This window comes from Parageobacillus sp. KH3-4 (genome assembly GCF_022846435.1).
GTDB lineage: Bacteria > Bacillota > Bacilli > Bacillales > Anoxybacillaceae > Parageobacillus > Parageobacillus thermoglucosidasius_A.
Window position 1 is genome coordinate 2,511,051 of the sequence record NZ_AP025627.1, and the last position, 23,795, is coordinate 2,534,845.

Sequence of the window (23,795 nt, forward strand, 5' to 3'; positions counted from 1 at the left end):
CTTATCGAAGAAGTTTTTCATTTTTTATCATGGGGAGGAGAGACAAAATGAGATATGGATTTTGGCTGCCGATTTTCGGAGGCTGGCTGCGCAACGTTGAAGATGAAAACATGCCGGCGACGTTTGAATATGCGAAAACGGTGGCGCAAAAAGCGGAACAGTGGGGATATAGCACAACATTAGTCGCAGAGCTGTATTTAAATGATATAAAAGGGCCGGAGAGCGATTCGTTGGAAGCATGGTCAACAGCGGCGGCACTAGCGGCGGTGACAGAAAAATTGGAAATTATGACGGCAGTCCGCCCTGGTTTCCATAATCCGGCTGTTACGGCAAAAATGGCGGCCAATATTGACCACATTAGCAACGGCCGCTTTACGCTGAATATCGTATCAGCATGGTGGGAAGAAGAAGCGCGTCAATATGGTGGTATTTTTACCGAGCATGATAAGCGCTATGATCGCACCGAAGAATTCGTCCAAGTGTTAAAAGGGATGTGGACGAACAATGTGTTTCATTTCCAAGGGAAATTTTATGAAGTCAAAGGAGCCCATTTAGCGCCAAAGCCGGTGCAAAAGCCGCATCCGATTTTATACGCCGGCGGCGAGAGCGAACGAGGAAAACAAGCGATTGTCGAGCATTGCGATGCGTATGTGATGCACGGCGGAACAGTCGAAGAAATCGCCCGCAAAGTTGCCGACATGAAACAGCGCCGCCGGCAGGCAGGAAAAGAGCCGTTTCGCTCGTTTGGCATGGCGGCGTTTGTCATTTGCCGCGACAGCGAGGAGGCAGCGCAGGCGGAACTACAGCGTATTACCGACGTCAAATTATCAAGCGGCTATGCAGGATATCATGATTTTGTCAGCAAATCCCAGCTTGAATTGCAATTAAAATTGCAAGACTATTCTGTATCCAACCGTGGACTGCGGCCAAACTTCGTCGGCACGCCGGAGCAAATTGCCGATCGTATTTTGGCATATGAAAATGCAGGCGTTGATTTATTGTTATTACAATTTTCTCCGCAATTAGAGGAAATGGAGCGGTTTGCCAAACAAGTAATGCCGCTTGTCGAGGAGCGCCGGAACAAGCTCGCGGCAAAAGGGGGAAAGCAAGATGAGCAAAATTTACATTATTCACGAAAATAGCGAATGGACCGTGCATTTAACGCAGCGGTTGGACGAGCTGGGTCTGCCTTATGAAGAATGGTTTTTAGACAAGGGGACGGTCGATTTATCGGCGCCGCCGCCGGAAGGGATATTTTACAGCCGAATGAGCGCCTCTTCCCATACGCGGGCCCATCGTTTTGCCCCGGAACTCACGGAAGCGGTGCTCGCCTGGCTCGAGCGCCATGGGCGCCGGGTGCTCAACGGAAGCCGAGCGCTCCGCTTAGAAGTCAGCAAAGTAAATCAATATATGGCGTTAAATGCGCATGGAATCCGCACGCCGAAAACGATCGCTGCCGTCGGCAAGGAACAAATCGTGGAAGCGGCGAAACAGCTTGGCGCGCCGTCGTTTATTACGAAACATAACCGCGCTGGAAAAGGGCTTGGCGTGCAGTTGTTCCATTCCATTGAAGCGCTTCAGCAATATCTCGAAAGCCCTGCCTTTGAGGATTCGGTCGACGGCATTACGCTGGTGCAAGAATACATTCAAGCGCCAGAGCCGTTTATCACCCGTTGTGAATTTGTCGGCGGCAAGTTTATGTATGCCGTGCGCGTAGACACATCGGAAGGGTTTGAGCTTTGCCCGGCAGATGCTTGCCAAATCGGCGATTTATTCTGTCCGGTCGGCGAAACGGCAACGCGTCCGAAATTTGAAATTATCGACGGTTTTTCCGACCCGATACTCGAGAAATACGAGCAATTTTTGCGCGCCAATGATATTCATATCGCCGGCATCGAGTTTATCCGCGACCAAAACGGCACGATTTTTACGTACGATGTCAACACCAATACGAACTACAATTCGGAAGCGGAAGCGCGCGCCGGCAAGTTTGGCATGCTAGAAGTGGCCAAGTTTTTAGGTGAAGAATTAAAGCGTCTTCAAGCCGCTTTAGCATAAAGCATAAATATAGCCCTGGTTTTTGTAGGCATAAAAACCAGGGCTTATTTATGCATGCGGATGGAAGCAGCATGAGATGCCTGTCATTTCGCTTGTGCAACAAAGAAAAATGCGCGATTCCAGTACTTTCGATAAAAATAGTTTTGTCCGTTCATGTTTTGGATGGTCAAACATTGCGCTCAGCTGGCGCCTCTTCTTCAACGATACAGCCGCCCATAAACAGGGCGCACACCATCGTTGTACTTCCCGCTTTTCTGCTTCCGTCCTTTTTGGACGTTGGGTTAATAAGCGACAAACACGGCGAATGCTTCCATGTTTCGTTCCGCCTTTTTAATAAGAAAGTCTAGTAAAGCGATCAACTCTTTGATAAACGGAGATGGTATGCGAAAAATTCTCCATAGTCGGTGTTTTGGTCCCTTCGCTGTTTTGTGCCCTTATGTACAAAAAACTTGATTGTCAAGTACATTTTATGGCGAAAAAACATTATTTTCTCTTGTCGTATTCATAATGCTTTTCTCCTTTCAAACGATTCGTAGCTATCTTGCCAACGGAGAATTCGGCGCCCTGCCAGTTCCAGGAGATAATCGGTCAATTTTCCAAGCAACGCAAACAATAAAATGCTGGCAATGATGATCGCTGGACGCCCTGTCGTTTGACCATCAGTCAGAAGAAATCCCAATCCTTTGCTTGCTCCCATAATCTCTGCAGCTACGACAAACATCCATCCTAATCCAAGACCGCTTCTTAGTCCGACAATGAAAGAAGGAAGGGCCGCCGGAAGAAAAAAATGACGAATCAATCTCCAACCTTGATAACCGTGCACCCATCCCACTTCCAGCAAGCGGCGATCCACTCCTTGAATGCCAGACACCAAATTTAGATAAACCGGGAAAAAGACACCCAAAGCAATTAATGATATTTTGGAAGCCTCACTGATTCCCATCCATAAAATAAACAACGGCACCCATGCCAAGGACGGAATGTTGCGCAGCGCCTGGATAAGAGGATCTAACAAATATCGAATCGTACGAAAATATCCGTTCAGTACCCCAAACAATAAAGCTACAGCCGTGCCGAGCAGAAATCCCATGCTTACCCGGTATAATGTAATTCCAACATGTTCCAGAAGCTCGCCTTCACGAAACAAATCCACGATGGTGGAAACGATTTTCAAAGGGGAAGGCATGATATTTGTAGCGATCCAACCGTTAACGGAGAAGATATGCCACACGATCACAAGAGATATTGGAATGATGAGCCCCATTCCTGTGATGGCGATATTTTTGTTCCATTGGCGCAACCGCAATCCCTCCTTTTAGTTCTCGCCGATGTGTTTTATATACTGCGGATCAATTAAATCGTCGATCGTTTTCTTTATATCGACGGATTTGTCAATGACGCCGCTTTTCAATAGGACTTCGCCTGCCGCTTCAATTGTCTGCTTGTGGACCTCGCCGATGACCGGGTTTGTGAAATCTGTACGGCTGAGCATTTTAGCTGTGACTTCTTCGCTCTGTTTGCTTTCCGCGGCCACAATTTTCACGAATTCGTCCGGGTTTTCGATCGCCCATTTTCTAGCCTTTTCATAAGCTTTCAGCACTTTTTCCACAATCTCGGGATGGTCTCTCGCGAAAGCTTCCCGGACATTCAGGAACCCGTACGTATTCCAATCTGCGTTGCGGAAAAACAGCTTGGAGTGCTTTTCTATTTCCGTCTGTGCGATATACGGATCAAGCCCTGCCCATGCGTCCACATCTCCTTTTTCAAGTGCAGTTTTGCCGTCGGGGTGTTGCAGCTGGACGATTTCCACGTCTTTTTCGCTCAATCCTGCAGCATCCAACGCCCGTAGCAAAAAGATGTAAGGGTCCGTTCCACGTGTGACAGCGATTTTTTTCCCTTTTAAATCTTTTACCTTTTCTATGGAGGAACCAGCGCGTGCAACCAATGCTGTCCATTCTGGTTTGGAATAAACATAAATCGATTTGATCGGGTTTCCATTCGCCTTTCCGAGCAGAGCAGCAGAGCCTGCTGTCGAACCGAAATCGATGCTCTTGCTGTTCAATAGCTCCAGCGCTTTATTGCTTCCAGCGCTGAAAACCCATTCGACTTCAATGCCGTCCTTTTGCAGTTCATCCTCCAACCATTTCTTTTCTTTCAATACTAGACTGACTGGATTGTAATAGGCGTAATCAAGTTTTACCGTTTTCACTTCCGACGCTGTGGAAGCCGAGCGGTTGCAGCTGCTGAGAACCCCTATTGCAGCAATGATCAGAAAAATGAAGGCGATTTTATATATTTTTGAAATCATCGTGAAGATCCCTCTTTCATCGGTAATGATATGAAACGCTTGAAAATGATTATTTAGGGAGAGACCGCCAATACGGATGCGGGAGCTCCCCGCTCCATGAGGTGATCGAGAATCAATTTTTCGTAGTATGCGAAGTCACTGTTTCTTTCCCTCGGTCGAGGTAGATGTACCGGTATATCGATTGCAATCGCGCCGTTTTTGATGAGGACAATGCGATCTGCTAATGCGACTGCCTCGCTGACGTCGTGTGTTACTAGCACTGCTGAAAACTGCTGCTCCTGCCAAATCCGTTCGATCAGCTCCTGCATTTCGATGCGTGTCAGCGCATCCAATGCGCTGAGCGGCTCATCCAACAGCAGGAGACGCGGGGAGCCTGCCAGCGCTCTCGCCAGAGCGATGCGCTGACGCTGTCCTCCGGATAACACGCTAGGCCATTCTTTTGCTTTATGTTCCAGTCCCACCAGCCGCAGAGCTTCCTCCGCTCTAGCTTTGTCTTCATTTCTCGCACCAACTTGCACATTGGCAATAACGTTTTTCCACGGAAGCAATCTGGCATCTTGGAACAAGATCCTGGTATCCGGACGAATTCCCCTGACTCTCTCTCCGTCTAAAAGAATTTCCCCTTCTGCCGGAACATCAAGTCCAGCGAGCAGGCGCAACAGCGTGCTTTTGCCGCAGCCGCTACGCCCGACGATGGCAACAAATTCCCCCGGTTTGATTTCTAAATCCAAATGTTTCAGCACTTCGACATTGCCGAACTGTTTTCTAACACCTTTTACCTGCAAATGGGAGCCTATAGACTTTATACCCAATACCTATCCCTCCCCATTCTGACTTGCTATTTAATGAAATATGATAGATGATCTGAACAGAAAAAATGGACGAGTGTTCCATAGCCGGCGCTCCACTACTTTTAATCAGCTGCCTTTGTTTGAAACGGACTAAGGGAATCACTCATGCCTTGCATTCAACCGTATGTGTTAGGTTCTAATCTCCGCCTTCATACCAAAGCTCGAGAGGCAAACCAACAAGCGCTTTCCCTATCCATTCACGGGCAATATTGTTGGAAGGACCCATAGCGATACCGGCGCGTGCATCTCTAAACAACCGCTCAAATACCCCGCGCTTATATCCGTAACCGCCTGTGACATCCAGTGCGGTCTGCGCCGCTTTATTGGCGGCTTCCGATGCATGAATTTTGAATTCGACAAGCGGTAAAAGCAGCTCTACTTGCGGTTTGCCCTGCGCTTGCAGCTCGTCCAACTGTTTAGCCAATGAATATTGCCATGGTTTGAGGCTGTCAATCAAAATTTTCACTTCAGCTAACTGTTGGCGGATCACTTGGTAATCCGCAAGACGTTTGTTGAAATCGCGATGAATCGTCCTTTTTACGTATGAGGTTGCTGCTTCCAAAGCCGCCTCCGCAACGCCAAGCCAAGTAGAACCAAGCCCGATCAAATAGATGGGAGAAACGCCGCTCTCTAATATTTCTCGCCCTTGTCCTTCTTTCCCAAGTTTGTCCCTTTGATGAACGCGGACGCCTTCGTAGGTAATCGGGCCGCTGTGATTCCCACGAACCCCAAGAGCTTCCCATACTCCCGGCTTAATTCCCGGCAGCTTCCCGTCCACAATGAAAAAACTAACATCTGTTGGTGCCTGTGCTCCCGGCGAACGGGTCTGAACGACGTAAAAATCTGCTTGACCCGAGCTGGTGGTAAACGATTTTTCCGCATTGAGAATGTAATATTCTCCATCGCGGGAGGCTTCGCTTAAATTGAACCACCAGTGGCCTCCCGTCGCTTTTTCGCTTGTGGAATAGGTGCCGATGAGCCCTTGGCGGATCGGCTTCAGCCAGCGCTCCTTTTGGTCGCCGTTTCCATACAGCAAGATGGTCTGGGCTGCACCTACATGCATGACATAAACGAGTGATGTGGAAGGGCAGCCTTTAGCGATCTCTTCCGCAGCTATGGCAAAAGCGACATGATCCAGACCGCGTCCGTCCCACTGTTCGGGAATCAATACACCATTCCATCCTGTTTCAGCAAGCACTTGAAGATTTTGTTTAGGGAAAATGCCGTCCCTGTCGATGACGTCAGCATTCGGTTTAATGACTTTTTCCACAATGGAGCGGATTTCTTTTCGCAGCGCTTCATAATTCGGCTGTACGCCCGAGCTATCCACTGTTACGCTCATACTCCCAATCCCCCTTTGTAAGTAATTTTTTATACGGCATCCACGTTTAACGCTGCTTCCTTTTCGCGAACCAACGGAATCACTTTTTCGCCGAATAATCGGATGTCTTCGTCATAATGGAGGAACCCGGTCAGGATGAGATCGACGCCGATTTTTTTGAGTTCGATAATGCGGTCCGCTACCTGTTCCGCCGTACCGATCAATCCGGTTTTGAAACCGTCGTTGTATTGGACTAAATCGTTAAAATCTGAATGAGCCCACATGCCTTCTTTTTCTGGGGAGGCTTTGCCGGCAAAGCGCACTTGGCTGCGGAAGCCTTCCACAGCTTCGGCATCCGCGTATGCAATGATGTCGCGAAGCACCTGCTTCGCTTCCTCTTCCGTGTCCCGTACGATCACAAACGCGTTGACGCCGAAATTCACCTTGCGGTTGTTTGCTTTAGCCAGCGATGACACTTCATCGATTTGCGCTTTGAGACCGTCGATCGTATTTCCATTCATGAAATACCAGTCGGACACTCTGGAAGCCATCTGCCGGGCGGCACGGGAATTGCCTCCTTGGAAAATCTCCGGAACGTTATATGGCTTCGGTTTTAGAGGAGCACCGTTAATTCGGTAAAAATCGCCGCGAAAATGAGTCTCTTCCTCTGTCCACATGCTGCGCAGCACACGGATGAACTCTTCGGATCTCCGGTATCTTTCATCGTGATCCAGCCAAGGCTCGCCGTACGCGTGGAATTCTCCTTTAAACCACCCGCTCACTATGTTAACCGCCGCACGTCCATGGCTGATTTGGTCAATGGTAGAGATCATTTTGGCTACCGTCCCCGGATGCCACAAGCCAGGAAGAACAGCCGAAATCAGCTTTAGCTTTTTGGTCACCGCCGCTAAAGCTGCCGCCAACGTGATAGCCTCCAGTTGATTTTCCGCACCATAGCTTGCAACAAACCTAGTTTGCAGCAACGCATATTCAAATCCGGCTTCTTCAGCAATTTGGGCATATCTAACATTGTCTTCAAAAGACCAGCCGGTTTTTTGCGGAATCTTCGAAATGACCAAGCCTCCGCTGACATTGGGCACCCAGTAAGCAAACTTCAAAGACATATTTTTCACCTCTGTTTAGATTTATTGATAGACAAAGGGGGAGTCCCTCTGCTATTTGCAGGAATAATTGGAACGGATAAAAGCATCATCTGAGTGGAATCGGAATTAGGTACATTGTGTGAACTAGTGGGTGTGCTTCTTTCATCTTGTTGCAATGAAGGTGCTGTCTGCTTTACTCGACTCTTTCCAGCGATAACCTAGTTCTTCGTTTGATTTCTTTAGCAAATTCCGCGGCTGCTTCCTCTAATCTGTGGATCAAATCTTCTGATAGATGGCAGCCTTCTTGTTCATTTCGGGTTATCCAAGTGTCGACCGCATACACCCCGCCAAGAATGTGCCTGCTGCCCAATGCGGATAGCACCGGCTTCAATGCATAGTCGATGGACAAAAGATGGGCGATCGTGCCTCCGATAAACAGTGGAAGAATGATTTTTCCTGATAACCCTTTTTGCGGAAGCAAATCGAGATAGGCCTTCAATACTCCCGTATACGCCGCTTTATACACCGGACTCGCGATGACGATCGCCTCCGCTTCCTCCACCTTTTTGTTAGCATGCAAAATGGCTTCACTGTCGAATTTGGCTTTGATTAAATCTTCTGCGGGCAATTCCGCGACTCGGATGTGCTCAATTTCAATACCCGCTTGTAACAACCGTTGTTCTACGTATTGAATAATTCCGTTGAGTCTTGATGCCAGAGAAGGATTCCCATTGATAATGACCGCTTTCCCCATATAAATCCCCTTTCTACAGTCGGATTTTATAACATATAAATCCTATAAGATTAGTATGTTTTTATGTTTGTAATTGTATCATCGTGCCCATTTACTGTCAATATCCAAAAGAAAAAAGACACTAGCATTCGCTAACGCGCCGGAAGAAAAAGTCGGAGTCTCTCTAGACTAACGAAATTTTCCTCATAAATAATGGACCATTCATTTTTATGGCAAGCTCCTAGCACCCGCTTCTTGAAACATCGAGGACCCCGCACATTTTCGTCACGCGAAACTCCTTTTGATGTGCATTCTGTTTTTGCCGAAGATGCTCATGGCTTTTTTTAAGATCGCATTTCCTCCTCTAAGTCACGAATGCGTTTTTGCCGTTTTTCTCGATCTTCTCGTTCGACATTTCCACTTCCGACAAAGCTAGTTCCGCATCGCGTTTATCATCTACTATCCATTTATGAAAGAGTTCTGGGGAAATATCGAGTTTCCTAACAGCTTCAGCATGGCTTTTCCTCCCTCGATCACTAATTTCACTGCATATACTTTGAATTCTTTAGCAAAACTCCTTGTCATTATAGACACTCCTCATGATGGATAGATTTTGCTCATCGTGTCTATAGAGTTTAGACGAACATCAATGATACCCGCCTCGTATGAAGTTCGTGTTCCTCTGCCGCCCCTTCCTTCCAATTCTGTGTCACCGCAGACACCCTTGTGTTAAGCTAACTGCTACTTCTGCCTTCGCAGTTCAGGAATTTCAATCTATAGACTGCACCCATGCTGGGCGCACCAAAAAAGCGAATGCCGTGTATTGTCGGCATTCGCTTTGTTATTTTATTGCGGAAAACTTATTCCTTTCCGACCTGCGCCTTGCCGCGCTGTACGGCATGCATCGACGCGAGCCGATCGTTTGTCATGAAAAAGACGAACAGAAGCGTCAGTGCTGCTGGAATTAAGCTCCATAAGAACGTCTGCGCGATGGAAGAAGCTAGCACGGACGTTATTTTTTCGAGTATCGGCGCTGGAATATGGGCGCGCGCTTCCGGCGAAAGAATCGCACGAGGGTCATGAATGTTCATGTCTGGTGATCCGTTTGCCATTCCGTGAAATGCCTCTTTTAATCGATCCGTAAACAAATTGCGTTGAATGATTCCAAAAATCGTAATGCCGATCGTCATGCCGAGCGACCGCAAAAACGAGTTTGTCGAACTGGCCGCGCCTCTTTCCGTTTCTGAAAAATGGTGGATGGCCGCCATTCCTAACACAGAAAATGAGGCTCCAACTCCTAATCCTACGATAATCATATAACAAGTTACGGTGAAACGGGACGTGTCCTCCGTAATCGTGCTAAGCAAAAACATGCCAATCACAAACACCGACATGAAAAAAATCATGACGTTCCGATAGCTCGTCTTTGCCGCTAAAAACCCGCCTAATTGCGCAGAGACGGTAGTCGCCAACATCATCGGAAGCAAAATCAATCCGGAGTTCGTCGCCGTGCCGCCTGTTACTCCTTGAATAAAAATCGGAATGTAAACGGTAGCAACGATAAAGGTTGCTCCCGCGAAAAAGCCGATGAGGTTGCTCGCAGCATATAAACGCTTGCGAAACATATGATACGAGACAATCGGCTCCTTTGCTTTTGTCTCCACATAAAGAAACAACAAAAATAATAGAGTAAAGGCAGAAAATAAACTAATGATCACGGAAGAGTCCCATTCATATTGATTGCCGCCGAGTTCAAGCGCAAACATCAAGCATACGATCGCCGGAACAAGCGTGATTACGCCAAGCCAGTCGATTTTTTGCTTCGCATGCTTCGGCGACTCCCGGTAAAAGAAAGCGACAAGCAAAAAAGCGATAATGCCGAGTGGAATGTTAATATAAAACACCCAACGCCACGACAAGTAGTCAGTAATATACGCTCCCAAGAGCGGACCGAAAATGCTCGACAGCCCAAATACCGCTCCAAAAAGGCCACCCATTTTCCCGCGCTGCTGCGGCGGGAAAATGTCAAACATAATCGTAAACGCAATCGGCACTAAAGCGCCACCGCCGATTCCTTGAATCGCCCGAAAAATGCTTAACTGCACAATATTTTGCGCGATCCCGCATAACATCGATCCAGCTAGAAAGACCACCAATCCAAAGATAAAAAACCGCTTCCGTCCATACATGTCGGAAAGCTTCCCGAAAATCGGCATCCCTGCCATTTCGGTCACCATATACGCGGACGTCACCCAAACAAATTTATCAAGTCCTCCTAAATCTGCGACGATCGTTGCCATCGCCGTCGCGACGATCGTATTGTCCACCGACGCGACAAAAATGCCAATGAGCAGCCCGAGCACCACCCATTTAATGCTTGTTTCGTTCCTCGCCATCTTTCTTTTCCCCCTTAATCTTATTATCGTTTTCTTTTTTCTTTCACAATCGCTTTTCCGTCTTGCTGAAAACTTGTATGATATTCCACAAGATCAATGTTGCAGCCCGGACCAATGATGATGCGGTCTCCTCGGACGACTTTGGCGTCGGTATGTTCTAAATAAATGTCATCCCCTTCAATCGTTTCCGCTTTTAACTTCGCCGATTCGCGGGCAAATCGTTTCAAGAAGTGAAGAATATTTATTGCTTTACTTCGTTTGATGCGAATCGTTTTCCCGCCAATTTCAGCGATGCGGCTATCAGCAAAATGAGGGTACAATTCGATCTGCTCCGCGTTTAGCGTACTGCCAATCTCCACCGCGCCTTTGATCGAAAAAACGTCCGCTTCACAATCACGAGACACTTTCATTTCTCCGTAACCATGAATCATTCCTCCTGTTACATCGCCATCCACATGAGCAGCGCCACGGAGATGAAAATCATATGCCGCGGCGGCATTTCCGCGTAGATTCATTTCCCCAAACAGCTTGATCATTTCTCCTTGAACATTTCCCCGTATGTTCGCTTGACCAAAGATGCGAAACGACTTCGCCGCAATGTTGCCGCTCACATCGGCATTGCCAAACACCTTGCAGCGATCACACCATAAATCGCCGTTAATAGTTGCATCTCCGCGAATCGTCACTTTATGAAACGTTCCTCCTGAAGTGAGAGCAGATCCGTTTATGGTTAAATGGCGCACATGATTTCCCACATTTCTTCCTCCTTCATACTTTTTTATAAGTGCCGACTTTCGCTCCCGGATCACATTGAAACTCCCCTTGATATTCTACGACGTCAATGTCGCATCCAGGACCGATCGTCACCCGGTTGCCTCTGACTGCTTTCGCGCTCGTATGCTCTAAATAAATTTCATCCCCTTCGATGCTTTCAGCGGTCAAACCAAAATGCAATAACAGTTTTTTTAAAAATGTCATTCCGTGCAGTTTTACTTCAATGCGCTCTCCGCCGATTTCTTTTGCTTGGCAATGTCCGCAAAGCTTTATTTGAATGGTCCCCGCATTTAATAAACCGCCAATGGAAAACTCTCCTCGCGCTTGAAATTGTTCCGCGTCACAGTCTCCTTTAATGACTGCCTCTCCATGAATATGCACTTCATCCGCTGATACATTCCCGTCAACATTTGCCCTCCCGTGGCAATCCAATTGTTTGCACTGCACATCGCCGTTAATCCGGGCGTTTCCATGAATTTTCGCTTGTTCCGTTTTCAATGATCCCGTAATCCGGGCTTTTCCGGATATATGCACCGCCTTTGCTTTCACGTTTCCTTCCATTGTCGCTGTCCCATAAATCGCCATATCGTTGCAGTCAGTATCTCCATGCACCTTTCCGGTTCCAGAAATTTTGATCAAGTTGTATAGACCGCCCGAAGCACTTCCAGCACCAGATATAACCAAATCCTTCCTTTCCATCTGTTTATCCCTCCGACACCATCAGTTTTAATTGCTCTATGCAAGTCGGCACGTGAAGACGAACAATGATTTTTGCTGTTTCTTCGACATAGACGTCATTTCCGCTTGCTACTAATAAACATATTGCTATTCCCATTTTTCGCAGAAAAAGCAACTCGCAACTCCGGCCTTGAAAGGCGGCATAATGTTTCTCGAATATATCGAATACGCTTTTTCCTTCTTCCAAACTAATTTCTCCTGTTTGCAGCAATTGATCAAGAATATAGAGCTGCAGCAGTTCGGCAAAGGAAAAAGTGTGCTGCTCCCCTTTTTGTTCCATGTAAAATTGCAACGCTATTTTTGAAACAATGTTACGTTTTATAATTTCGTCTCTATGGAGAGTCACCGCAGCAGGGTTGGGCGAAAACATATTCGCTAATTCATCAAGTGACAAATCATCTTTCAACTGTTTAATTTTTTCAATTCTCGCTAGTATTTTTTCTTTTGGAAAAAACGTTTCTTGCCCCGTAAATGTCGATTTGCGAATAAACCATTCTTCGGGAATTAGTTTTTTCCGTTTCCACCGATACAGCTGGCCATAAGAGATCCCTGTTTGCTCGAGCAACTCTTTTTTCGAGATTAAATCCTCTTCCACCATCAACACCTCCCACGCTAATAATGTAACATAACAATGTTACATTGTAAATAAAAAAAGAAAATGTAATATTCCTGATTAATTGGATACATTATAAGGAAAAGGAGGTGAAAGCCGTGTTGAAAAAAATTCTTCATTCATTTTGCGCTCTATTGGTTACAGCAATGCTTTGTGGAATAGCTGCTTACGCGCAACATAACAATATTGACGCCAATAACAGCACAAACAAAATAACTCACATGGCTCAAAACGGAGACGTTGTCGATAATAACGATGATAATAACGATGATGATAACGACACAGATTGGGGATGGATTGGCTTACTTGGTTTGGCAGGACTTTTCGGGTTAAGAAGAAGAAATGACAGAAAAGATTAGAAGAAACTATCGATCTTTTTCCATTAAAAAAATACAAAAGTTGAGGTTGTCCTAAAAACATTTACTTTTGGGGCAACCTTCCTTTTCTTTGTCCAATCTTTTTTGGCACAATAAAGCCATTGCACCACACCACCCATACTAAAGAACAAAGCATAATCCATCATAACCATCTTTCTGAAAAGAACGAAAGGAGATATCATGAGGAATATCGCCGCTTTATTTTCTATGTTGATGCCGGGATTCGGACAAATATATAACGGCCAATTCGTGAAAGGCATCTTCTTTGTATTAATCGAACATTTCGATAATACGCTAGGGCAAATCAACAAGACCATTCACCTTGATTTTAACGGATTACACCAACAAGCTTTGGAAGCGGCAAATTTTGAATACATCTTGTTCTATCCCGGATTTTACGCCTATTGTGTATGGGACGCATGGTATTACGCAAAACCCGATGCTGACAAAGCAAAAACCCCGATTCCCTTTATTATTGGGGGATTCCTTGGAGCGGTCGGCGCAATATTTGGGAACCGATTGCCGGTACCTACTTTAACAGTTGCGATGCTAATCATTATTCCGATGGTTTGCGGAATGATTATATTTCGGAACGAATAAGCATCCCCTTTGTTCAACTGACTTGTCACTTGTTTCCTTGTTCAACATCTATACATGTTAGCATACAAAATTTGATTTAGGTAACAATATCCAAAAAAGGAGGAGGTAAAATTGGCGCACAAAGTCGAAAAAACGATTTTAATCTCTTCTTGGGTCGTTACGCTTTTATTATTAATTTTATTTGTACCAAGGGAGAGGGTTCGTGAGGCACAGATACCATTTCTTTTTAAACAAGTGATCACTTGGCTTTTTGGACTATTTGTAGTGGAAAAAGGTTTAATTGAATACCCTTATCGACTTTTCTTTAAAAAATCTAATAAATCAAGCTTTACGTTCGAATATTTTGTCTATCCAGCATTATGCACTCTGTTTAACCTTTATTATCCGGAAAAAAGAAATGCTTTGATAAAAGTAATTTACTATTTTTTCCACACTTCGATTATTACATTTTTGGAAATAATCGCTGTAAAGTACACTAAACTAATTCGATACAAAAAATGGACATGGTATTGGAGTTTTATTACATTATGGATTACTTATTACATATCGCGTGTATATTATAGATGGTTTTATAAAAATCAATTTTCCAATGCATTGCCATCATCAAGCAATCAGAACGCTTGACGAAGCTTGCCGGCAAAGGCCGATCAGCATGAATTTACGCCCTCCAAAGCCTTTGATATGTTTTTCGCTTTTCAGCCGTTCACACACGTCTATCCCCCGTCACGCTAAAGTGGCAATTTTTGGATAGATTAGAATATTGACTCCATGCTTATTTAAACTGTCGGCTTTAGCCTATAAGAAGGAATTCTTCGCACTCACGGGCTGGAAAGCGCCACTTGCCGCCGACTTTATTTTGGAAACAACGGATTATAAAAGAATTTTACTTTGATGTTATTCTTGCTCATGCATGTTTGGCGGCAGAACTCTTTCATGTCCCAAAACGTGTGGCGTTGTTCCAACTGCTCAAGTCGTTTTTGGAGCTCATCCAAGAACATTTTTTCCATTTGTTTTTCATCCACATTGATGGGTACCATGTTGCTTTTTATCATCCTTTCGATTAGAAACTACTACTTAGTCCAATAGGGAGAATTCTCTTCTATCCAACGAAAACCTGACCTCGAGGATACCGAGCTCGTATGTGTTCAAATTTCGGAAATCCAAGAATATTGGTCAAGTTGTTCAACGTTGAAAGCTGGACTTGAAAAATTTCCGACAGGTTTTTCCGGGTAAGGAAAGGAGGATAGCTGTATTTTTTCCTCCCTTCCTCTACTCCGAGTTCGTATGCCTGCCTAACAAGCTCTTTCGCACACTCATAAAGTCACAATCCCCTTGTCATTCAATCCTCCTAGCCATTCTTGAAATTCCATGCTTACCCGTTTCACTCATAAAACGGATATTCATCGCTATCTAAAATCTCCAGCCTCCTCTTTTGCTTTAAGAAAACGGACGAGGGCTTACTGATGAAAAAATGGCCCACTTAAAGCAAGTAAGTTAAGCAATTATTGAACTACTTCCGCTTCATATAATTTCCAGTTATATTTTAATTCTTTATCTCCTCGTGATTAATGGTTATCCAATTTTCGCCGTTATACCCATCTTCTTTGCCATAAACAACAATACTATCCGTAATAGTTTCTAAATCTGCAATAATTCCCGTCCAAGTCACTTCTTTAATTGTATATAAAATTATCCCATGTTTGAGATTTTTGCCCACCTAGAAAATTATAGTAATCCCCTGCCAATAGAAGGAAATCCGAACCATTTTTCATTAATTCAGCTACTTTCTTTTGTTGATCTGAAGCAAAATTTTGATTTGCGGCTTCCTGTGGCTGTCCTGTTTCTTCTTCCTTTGCCGTCGGTTGCTCCATCGTCTTTTCAGATTGTTTCTGCTTTTGCTGCTCTTGCCTTGGCTCATCCACAGATTGTTTTGCTGGTTCTGTTGTTATTCCAAATGTAATTAATCCTGCAAAAAATACTAGCGCCCGCTTAAATAACCCTTCTTTTTTGTTATCTTGCTTTTTAGCGGCCGCAACCCCACCCTTGAAGAAATAAAAAAGAAAGTCAACAAATGCAAGCAAAGCAACAATAAGAGCAATATTATCTAATGCATCCCCCTTCTCGCCTACACCATATCACAATTAATAAAAAAATATTGTCTAATTATGTAAAAATTACTACATTAATGCAATTTTCTAAATGAAATATACTGGATGTAGCCATTCAGAAAAACGTTGATACGCCAACACTTTTTGGAGTTTGTATCTTACCTACGAGGAATTGAAACATTTGCATAAACAACACCATGTTCATTCATGCCAAGAAACCCTTCTCGTACGAGAGGGGTTGCATTATTATCCATCAATAGTTCTATTTTTTGTGCTTCTCTTAACTCTGCTTTTATGTTTTTGGCAATTAAAAAATGCATGAAATGGCAAATAAGAATATTCAATGATCTGTATAAAATTTCATACCTGTTGTCGCTTGACATGGAGCCTCTGCGGGCATGCTTTCTGGCAAAGGGGGCAAGCCACAGGACTTTGCAAGGCATATAAGCCTATCATACCCGCCACTCCATGTAAAGCGGTGAATATGCAATAAATTATGCATATCCTTAATTGCCAAACACTACAATTCTTAATTGCCACTAACAGCTTTTAGCTGTTCAACGCCTATCCGTAAAAAATAAACTTTCGCTCCCCAAGCGTTTTATATTAGCGAATTTGTTCAAATAGCAATTATTTACTGTACTTAAGCAATCGCTAACAACAAAAAGGAGGCATGAACCGCATTTCCTTGGTTAGCATCAATGTGCCAACCCCATTCCTATAAGGAGATTCATGCCTCATGCATAAATAGCTACCATCATCAAAAACTATCTTTTTTTGAATACCGCTGCAGTAAAACCAAAAGGACACCAAACGAGCTTGAGCTCATTCAGCGTCCTTCAATCGGCCGCCAAGAATTTTGTGTAATGTAAATAACAGGATGCATATGGATAAATTTAGAATAATAAAGAGACGGTTTGTCCCACTTAAAAGACTGAAATTTCTGTCTATTGTCGGCATAATCAGTTCTAGTTTTTCTTTCACAAATTGGCGAACAACACTTTCCAGTTAATTACAGTTTATGATTTATTTCACTTTTTAGTATTTCAGCCAAGGCACCATATACAACCTGAACACCCGACCCCTTCTTAAACACACCTTTGGCTTTAAGTTCTTGTTTCCATAGTTGATCAGACGCCACTTTCTCAATATCCTTAACAGTTACTCTTAAGCGAGTAATGCATGCATCGACATCAACAATGTTTTCCTTTCCTCCAAGTGCCTCAATTACTTTTTCTACATCTATATCTTTCAATAGCGCGTCTTTCTTAGAATAGAGTTTATTTTCACTATCTTCGCCCCTGCCAGGCGTTTTTAAATTTAGTTTTACTATTAAAATTTTAAATACATAGTAATAAATAAATGCATAAACTACTCCTAAAATTAATATCCATACGTAGTTGGTCTTACTATTGCCTTGTAGTAACCCAAAAAGGGTAAAGTCAATAAATCCTCTTGAAAAAGTACATCCAACGGCAACATCAAGTGCGTATAAAACTGCATAGGATATTCCTTCTAAAACTGCATGTATTCCATAAAGTAATGGAGCAGCAAATAAGAATGTAAATTCAATCGGCTCCGTGATACCTGTAAGAAAAGAAGTTAAAGCTGCCGAAAAAAGCAATCCTCCAACCACTTTTTGATTTTTTTTATCAGCAGTTTTGTACATAGCTAAAGCTGCAGCAGGCAAACCAAACATCATCGGTAAATACCCGCCAGTAAAATATTTGGTGGCTTCAGCAGAAAATTTTACGGTGTTAGGGTCAGCAAGCTGTGCAAAGAAAATTCTTTGTCCCCCTTGTACAAGCTGTCCGGCAACTTGCATTTCTCCTCCGAGTGAAGTATACCAAAATAAAGGATAAATAGCATGGTGTAACCCAAATATATTAAGTATTCTCATACCAGTCCCATAGAAAAACATACCTACCGGACCAGTCGAACCAAAAAATTCAGAAAATTTAGAAATGCCTAAATGAATATATGGCCATATAAAAGGAATTATAGCACCTATGATGCTAATAAAGAAAACTGTGACAATTGGCACAAATCTAACCCCTGAAAAAAATGATAATGCTTCAGGAAGTTTTTTATTATAAAATTTATTTGTAAGAATAGATGAAACAACGCCTACAATAATTCCTCCAAGCACTCCTATTTTCACAGTAAATATCCCTAGTTCATATCCATAAACATTTGACCGTTCGGTAGCTTCAAGATTGCTAAGCCCTTGCTTTAGATAATAATCAATGCTTGTAGTTTCTGGTGTATACCCTAAAAAACCTAATATTTTACTAATTACTATATGCATAACTATAAAACCAATTCCAGCAGATAATGCAGCTGTTCCCTTTTCTTGCAATGCTAACCCTGCTGCAACGCCAATCGCGAAAATAAAAGGAAGATTATTAAAAACAGCTTCACCAATACCAGCCATAATAGTTAAAATGTAATGTAAAAACGTTCCTTCCCCAAAAATTCCTTCAAGTCCATATGTTTTCAGCATGACTTGGTTTGTAAAAGAAGCACCTATTCCTAACATCAATCCTGCTATAGGCAATACAGCGATTGGAACCATGAAAGCTTTTCCCAAACGTTGTAGTCTTTCAAACATATAGTCTCCCTCCTTGAATTATTTTATTATGCTGTTGCCTTTCTTTATTTAAAGAAGTATTTTGCTGCTCACCCCCTTTTCCTGCTTCTCGCCTCTTTTTAGAAACATATTTTGCAAATTTAAACACAGTCCCAACAAAAGAAATCGACTATTAACTACAAACCGATTTATAGGAATCGCTTTCAAAAAATTAAAGATGATTCGCATTAGTTTCCTTGGCATTGAAACATTTTTGCTAATTATTGCTTTTGCCTAGTATTTGTACAAATCTTTTGGTGATCTCCTGCGGTCTAGTAATAGCTGTCCCCACAACCGCCGCATGTACTCCAATATCCATAACCTTTCTTAATTGCTCCGGTGTCCAAATCCCTCCTTCTGCAATAACTGGCACGCTGAGTCTATTTACAAGCGTTTTCATAAGATGAAAATTGGGTAAACTAACTCCTTTTGTATATTCTGTATATCCACTCAAGGTAGTACCCACAATATCAAATCCAAGTTCTTCAGCAGTTACTCCTTCTTCAAAATCAGAGATATCCGCCATAAGAATGATCTGGGGAAATTCTTTTTTAACTTGCCTAACAAAATCTTTTAACATGATGTTATTCGGTCTTTTTCGTTTGGTGGCATCCACCGCAACTATTTCTGCCCCTGCTTGAACTACTTCCCTGACCTCTTCTATTGTAGGAGTGATATATACTTCACTATCAGGATAGTTTCTTTTTACAATTCCTATAACTGGTAAATTTACCTTCTCCTTGATAGCAACAATATCTTTTCCGCTATTAGCTCTGATTCCAACCGCTCCCCCCATCTGTACTGCAAGAGCCATTTTTGACATTATATACGAACCATGTAAAGGCTCATGTTCTAATGCTTGGCATGATACAATTAGCCCCCCTTTTATCGCATTGAAAATTTCTTCCTTTTTCATAACTGTCACCCGCCGTAAAATGTTTGTTATAACTAATATTCTAATTATTTAAAATTACACAAATATAATTAATTGTCGAAATTCATTTGTTAATCAAAGTATACCACCATTAAGAGGATTTTTCCACCTATTTTAAATTATTTTTAGGATTTATCCTCCATTTTTATAGATCTTTCAAGACAATTTTGCACTAAAAATTTTTATATGTTAGACTTTTATACAAAAAACAAATATTACAATTGAGAGGGTTTTGTACAATGTTAGAATGCGATAAAGAAATATGGACATATATACATAGCATTTATGATTCTCTTACTAAATCTGAACGTAAAGTAGCCGATATTATCTTGTCTCAACCAAAAAAGATTTTGTACATGTCTGTCAGTGATATAGCACAAGAAGCAGGAGTTGGTGATACTACAGTTCTCAGGTTTTGCAGAAAAGTCGGTTTTAAAAGTTTTCAGTCATTTAAACTATCTTTAGCCCAAGATATTTCCAAAAATGAAGACCACTTAACACTTATCAACGAAGATTTATCCCCGGGCGACTCCTTAGACGTGATAGCACAAAAGGTAGTAATGAACAATGTTAGGGTAATTAATGAAACTTTATCGCTCCTAAATATCAAAGAATTGGAAAGAGCCGTTGACGCTTTTATACAAGCCCGTAAAATTGAATTATTTGCCGTGGGCTCATCTTCTATAACAGCACAAGATACTGCAGCCAAATTCATGAGAATAGGAATGAATATAAACTCATTTGTGGATTTTCACTTACAACTAATGGCGGCCTCTCTTTTAACTTCGGAAGATGTAGCAGTCGGGATTTCGTTCTCAGGAAGCTCTAAGGATACATATGATGCCTTAAAAATTGCCAAAGAGTCGGGAGCCAAAATTATCAGCATAACACATCACGCAAAATCTCCGATAACTAAAATTTCCGATATCGTTTTAGTGCACGGATCAAAAGAAGGGCCTTTACAAGGTGGAGCACTTTCATCAAAAATTTCCCAAATTACTGTCATTGACATTCTTTACCACGCCGTTTTTATGAGGTTAGGAAACACAGCGATAGAAAACAAGAAAAAAACCTCAAAAGCCATAACAAATAAACTAACATAAACTAAACTTGTAGCATTACTTTTAAAAAAAAGAAAATATTCCCATCGCCTTGCACTATGACAGGTGGTACAATCTGTTGTATCCCTAAAGAATCTCTTTTGAACGCAAATTAAAAACGTCGATCCCCCAGCATAAAGCCAACTTTTCTAAAAAAGTGCGACAAAAATATTGCGCAACTCTTTGCTTTCAAGAACGTGTTGCAAAACGTATAACGAATGCATAAATACACATAAAAAATCCACCACCTTGGAAATCATATACAGTGACCAAAAAACAACTCTCCAAGGGGTGGACACTATCATGATTTCCAATTTAAACAACGAACATGCATGGCCTTATGAAATTGATCCACTTTTAGCATCCTTATTTCGATATATCGACTCGCTGTCGTTGCCGGAAACATCGTATGTGACAGGAAGGCCGCCAGTATCGAAAAAATCGTTGTTGAAATGTTTCTTTTTGAAAACCTATTTTTCCATTGATTCCTTGCGAAAATTAGTGCGCATTCTGCAGCGTTTTCGCTGTTTTCAACGGGCCTGTGGGCTTGGTGAAGTCCCTCACCTTTCTACGTTTTCCCGTGCGGCGAAGTGGTTTAGGGAACAAGGATTTCCTGTTTTTCATGCACAGCTGCTCAAAGATCTAGAAGTACGTTATCCGCAAATCGTGCTGATCGACAGCACGGCCCTTCGAAGCAGTCTTTACGATTCACAGGCAAAGTGGGGAGTGTCCACCCGATATCACTGGTTTAAAGGATATAAGCTCCATCTGTGCACTACTGCCGAGGGAATCATTTTATCTCATGTGTTGACCACCGCAAATCGAAATGATGCGGCAGTAGCACCAGAATTGCTTGTTTCTTTAAAGCAGTGGGATATCGAATTGGTATTGGGCGATGCCGCGTATGACAGCGAAAAGGTTCGTCAAACTGCAGAGCAGTCAGGAATCCTATTCATTTCCCCTATCAACCGCCGCAATAGCGAGGAGCGAAAAGATGCCTATGGACGGGTTGTTCCTGTCTTTTTGAAAACGAGATTTGGCCAATGGCTGTTTGGACTTCGCCGCGAGATAGAACGGGTATTTAATGAGTTAAAAAGTGACGGGGTGGAACAGCCGCGATGGTATGGATTTCATCGATATTTACTGCATGTGTTATGCTGTATCCTTATGCATAACTTCGAGTTTTTACTCTAGTTTTGCAACACCATCTTTCAATAAAAGGGTTGCATTTTTTGTTAACCACATCACCGTTTGATTAACGACTTTCGCATTTTGACAGATCAAGTGTTCTACACTGATTTCAAGCAATTTGTCAACCCAAACATTGTATTATCTATTTGGGTCATTTTGATGATCACGTAGTCAAGAAAGTGAATTTTTTTCTTCAGAAGTCCTGCCTACACAACACCTCATGCAGAATTTCATACTGCCTGCGCCACTTTCCAGCTTTTCGTTTCTGACTAATGTGGCAATGGATACATAAAAAGACTAAGGCAAAACATGATCCATGCCCCCTTTTTCAATGGCTCTGTTAATCAGCATTCGCGGAAATTTATTTAAGCCCAATCAAATTGAACAAAAGTCCTATATTATAAACTGAAGGCAAATAAATGGAGGTGAAATTAAATGAGTGCTGGAGGATATGCAGGTGCCGGCCTTGCGTTTATCGTTGTTCTGTTCATCTTATTGATCATTGTTGGTTGTGGCTGCTTTGGTGGTTACGGAAGAGGGTATGGCTTTGGCGGTTATGGCCCAGGGTTTGGATTCTGGTAAATCCCCTTTCCTATGTGGATTTGAAAATTGTTAAATGATTACACTTCCCGTTATTTGTTGAACTGCGAGTGCCATGGTTAAACAAGACGCACAAAAAAGACCGATTTCTTTCGGTCTTTTTTGTGCGGTCTAAAATTCAACACCGAAATTTAACAGGCCAATTAAAAAAGGCGGAGTTCTCACTCTAACGGATTCCGTTTGAAGGCGCAAAAATTAACATCCATTTGGACTAATTAAAAAAGCAGGGATTTTTTATCAAAACCTAAAAAATAAAGGTAAGCACATATTAGTCATGCTTAATATGTTTGCATACCTCTTGTTTTTCTTATCCCACTGACACTCCTAAGTTATTTTTAGCACCATAAGTTCTCGAAACTGTTGAAAAAGCAGCTTTCCAACTAGAAGTGCTATTAAAGTTACAACAATTACTAGTTAACATAACTGGCCCATCATTCATTCCTAATGTAACATAGACGTATGTGCAATGAATTTTACCGGAGCTTCCGCACATGTAATCGTAATATGAACCATCATTGTACCCAAACCTTTTATCGCTGTGATCACCTGTTAAATCAACTTGTAAATTGGTATTAATAGTTTGGATGATTTAATCATATTGTGCATCTCTCCGTACGTTATTTTCCTATTTTCGGAAACGCCATTTTTTCGTAAATATCATTTTTGGCAGTCTCGCCATTGAACGTTGCTACAAGGATTTTGTTCGCTAAGCTCGTACCCGAAAGTTAAAGTGATAATACTAGTGAAAATAAAACAATTTTCGTCTTTCTTCAATTTATCCCCCTTATCATTGAATTTTTTGTAAATTTACTATATTATAACATTAGCTGCAATGATTTTTTATAATTTTTGGAAGGAGGCTTTGAAAATAAAAAAAACATTTTTATTAATTATTATTGTATTGCTAGTCGCTTGTTCTAACAAAAAAGATGCGGTTCATCAAGTCCCTGATAAAATACCTGTAACCATACAAATACTAGATAAGGGTGGCAAATATTCTAAGTTCTTAGTGCATATTACTGCAAAAGGATACCAAACCAAAGAAATTGCCTATGTTCCTAAAGATAAAACGATGATTGTAAACAAAAAATTTTTTACATTGAATTTATATGTCGGTATTACATATACTTTTCAAGTCTCCCCGACTAAATACGATACTATCGATGAGTATTTAAAAGCGAAGAAAGCGTCAGGGGGTACGAACAAAGGTGAAAATTTACCAATAAGCAAAATACAATTCACGCCCAGTTTAAAAAATAATAAATTCACTATTTCCGTAGAATGACATTACGACAAAAAAGAAAGTAAAATATGGACCAGCACTAAAATCCGTTCCTACCGTGCAGAGACCTTTCTCGCGT

The 23,795-nt window shown here is 42.4% G+C and carries 23 protein-coding genes; 9 read left to right on the top strand and 14 right to left on the bottom strand.

The genetic code is table 11. The features are described from left to right. The first annotated feature begins 47 nt into the window (after window positions 1–47). Together MWM02_RS12660 and MWM02_RS12665 are read left to right on the top strand one after the other, a co-directional pair. Entirely contained in the window at window positions 48–1,142 is a 1,095-nt protein-coding gene (locus MWM02_RS12660; protein ID WP_244402164.1) for an LLM class flavin-dependent oxidoreductase, read from the top strand. Beyond that, window positions 1,111–2,058, top strand: coding sequence for an ATP-grasp domain-containing protein (locus MWM02_RS12665; protein ID WP_064550933.1), 948 nt, complete (start codon window positions 1,111–1,113; stop codon window positions 2,056–2,058). The genes MWM02_RS12660 and MWM02_RS12665 overlap by 32 nt, the downstream gene beginning before the upstream one ends. A 48-nt stretch (window positions 2,059–2,106) precedes the next feature. Here the strand turns inward: MWM02_RS12665 and MWM02_RS12670 are convergent, their stop codons facing one another. From MWM02_RS12670 to MWM02_RS12720, 11 genes are all read right to left on the bottom strand, one after another. Beyond that, window positions 2,107–2,259 carry a hypothetical protein gene (locus MWM02_RS12670; protein WP_244402165.1) on the bottom strand — a complete coding sequence of 51 codons (153 nt, stop codon included), beginning with the start codon at window positions 2,257–2,259 and terminating at the stop codon, window positions 2,107–2,109. A gap of 301 nt (window positions 2,260–2,560) precedes the next feature. Then, the gene (locus MWM02_RS12675) at window positions 2,561–3,358 is read right to left on the bottom strand and encodes an ABC transporter permease (protein WP_244402166.1); all 798 of its coding nucleotides are present in this window, start codon (window positions 3,356–3,358) and stop codon (window positions 2,561–2,563) included. Window positions 3,359–3,373: 15 nt separating this feature from the next. Continuing rightward, on the bottom strand, window positions 3,374–4,366 hold the full coding sequence (locus tag MWM02_RS12680; RefSeq protein WP_244402167.1) for an aliphatic sulfonate ABC transporter substrate-binding protein: 993 nt from the start codon (window positions 4,364–4,366) through the stop codon (window positions 3,374–3,376). A 53-nt stretch (window positions 4,367–4,419) separates the two neighbouring features. Continuing rightward, a complete protein-coding gene (locus MWM02_RS12685; protein WP_244402168.1) occupies window positions 4,420–5,178 on the bottom strand; it encodes an ABC transporter ATP-binding protein in 759 nt (252 codons plus the stop codon). Between the two features lie 175 nt (window positions 5,179–5,353). Then, window positions 5,354–6,559: an acyl-CoA dehydrogenase family protein gene (locus MWM02_RS12690; RefSeq protein WP_244402169.1), complete on the bottom strand. Its 1,206-nt coding sequence runs from the start codon at window positions 6,557–6,559 to the stop codon at window positions 5,354–5,356. 29 nt (window positions 6,560–6,588) lie between these two features. Continuing rightward, window positions 6,589–7,662 carry a dimethylsulfone monooxygenase SfnG gene (gene sfnG / locus MWM02_RS12695; protein WP_064550940.1) on the bottom strand — a complete coding sequence of 358 codons (1,074 nt, stop codon included), beginning with the start codon at window positions 7,660–7,662 and terminating at the stop codon, window positions 6,589–6,591. Between the two features lie 172 nt (window positions 7,663–7,834). Continuing rightward, entirely contained in the window at window positions 7,835–8,395 is a 561-nt protein-coding gene (ssuE, locus tag MWM02_RS12700) for an NADPH-dependent FMN reductase (protein ID WP_244402170.1), read from the bottom strand. 839 nt (window positions 8,396–9,234) lie between these two features. Then, a complete protein-coding gene (locus MWM02_RS12705; RefSeq protein WP_244402171.1) occupies window positions 9,235–10,770 on the bottom strand; it encodes an MDR family MFS transporter in 1,536 nt (511 codons plus the stop codon). 23 nt (window positions 10,771–10,793) lie between these two features. After that, a complete protein-coding gene (locus tag MWM02_RS12710) occupies window positions 10,794–11,525 on the bottom strand; it encodes a polymer-forming cytoskeletal protein (protein WP_244402172.1) in 732 nt (243 codons plus the stop codon). Between the two features lie 13 nt (window positions 11,526–11,538). Further along, window positions 11,539–12,243: a bactofilin family protein gene (locus MWM02_RS12715; protein ID WP_244402173.1), complete on the bottom strand. Its 705-nt coding sequence runs from the start codon at window positions 12,241–12,243 to the stop codon at window positions 11,539–11,541. 4 nt (window positions 12,244–12,247) lie between these two features. Next, on the bottom strand, window positions 12,248–12,877 hold the full coding sequence (locus MWM02_RS12720) for a YhbD family protein (RefSeq protein WP_244402174.1): 630 nt from the start codon (window positions 12,875–12,877) through the stop codon (window positions 12,248–12,250). A gap of 116 nt (window positions 12,878–12,993) precedes the next feature. Here MWM02_RS12720 and MWM02_RS12725 point away from each other — a divergent pair, with 116 nt between their 5' ends. The 3 genes from MWM02_RS12725 (at window position 12,994) to MWM02_RS12735 (ending at window position 14,496) form a co-directional block, all read left to right on the top strand. After that, complete coding sequence (locus MWM02_RS12725) at window positions 12,994–13,254, top strand: WGxxGxxG family protein (protein ID WP_244402175.1); 261 nt, start codon at window positions 12,994–12,996, stop codon at window positions 13,252–13,254. 198 nt (window positions 13,255–13,452) lie between these two features. Then, entirely contained in the window at window positions 13,453–13,872 is a 420-nt protein-coding gene (locus MWM02_RS12730) for a hypothetical protein (RefSeq protein ID WP_064550946.1), read from the top strand. 111 nt (window positions 13,873–13,983) lie between these two features. Further along, on the top strand, window positions 13,984–14,496 hold the full coding sequence (locus tag MWM02_RS12735) for a CBO0543 family protein (protein ID WP_244402176.1): 513 nt from the start codon (window positions 13,984–13,986) through the stop codon (window positions 14,494–14,496). A 1,049-nt stretch (window positions 14,497–15,545) separates the two neighbouring features. On the opposite strand, the gene MWM02_RS12745 is transcribed toward MWM02_RS12735, so the two are convergent. From MWM02_RS12745 to MWM02_RS12755, 3 genes are all read right to left on the bottom strand, one after another. Further along, the gene (locus MWM02_RS12745; protein WP_244402177.1) at window positions 15,546–15,953 is read right to left on the bottom strand and encodes a hypothetical protein; all 408 of its coding nucleotides are present in this window, start codon (window positions 15,951–15,953) and stop codon (window positions 15,546–15,548) included. A gap of 1,039 nt (window positions 15,954–16,992) precedes the next feature. Then, entirely contained in the window at window positions 16,993–18,591 is a 1,599-nt protein-coding gene (locus tag MWM02_RS12750) for a PTS transporter subunit EIIC (protein WP_244402178.1), read from the bottom strand. A gap of 235 nt (window positions 18,592–18,826) precedes the next feature. Next, window positions 18,827–19,525 (bottom strand): N-acetylmannosamine-6-phosphate 2-epimerase, encoded by a 699-nt coding sequence (locus MWM02_RS12755; RefSeq protein ID WP_244402179.1) that lies wholly within the window; start codon window positions 19,523–19,525, stop codon window positions 18,827–18,829. Between the two features lie 257 nt (window positions 19,526–19,782). Between MWM02_RS12755 and MWM02_RS12760 the strand changes: the two genes are divergently transcribed. The 4 genes from MWM02_RS12760 to MWM02_RS12775 all read left to right on the top strand — a co-directional run bounded on the left by MWM02_RS12760 (window position 19,783) and on the right by MWM02_RS12775 (window position 23,719). Continuing rightward, window positions 19,783–20,646, top strand: a complete 864-nt coding sequence (locus MWM02_RS12760; RefSeq protein WP_064550952.1) for a MurR/RpiR family transcriptional regulator — start codon at window positions 19,783–19,785, stop codon at window positions 20,644–20,646. Window positions 20,647–20,946: 300 nt separating this feature from the next. After that, window positions 20,947–21,837, top strand: a complete 891-nt coding sequence (locus MWM02_RS12765) for a transposase (RefSeq protein ID WP_244402180.1) — start codon at window positions 20,947–20,949, stop codon at window positions 21,835–21,837. Window positions 21,838–22,269: 432 nt separating this feature from the next. After that, on the top strand, window positions 22,270–22,416 hold the full coding sequence (locus tag MWM02_RS12770; protein WP_081260228.1) for a YjcZ family sporulation protein: 147 nt from the start codon (window positions 22,270–22,272) through the stop codon (window positions 22,414–22,416). Between the two features lie 880 nt (window positions 22,417–23,296). After that, window positions 23,297–23,719 (top strand): hypothetical protein, encoded by a 423-nt coding sequence (locus MWM02_RS12775; protein ID WP_064550953.1) that lies wholly within the window; start codon window positions 23,297–23,299, stop codon window positions 23,717–23,719. Window positions 23,720–23,795 lie beyond the last annotated feature (76 nt).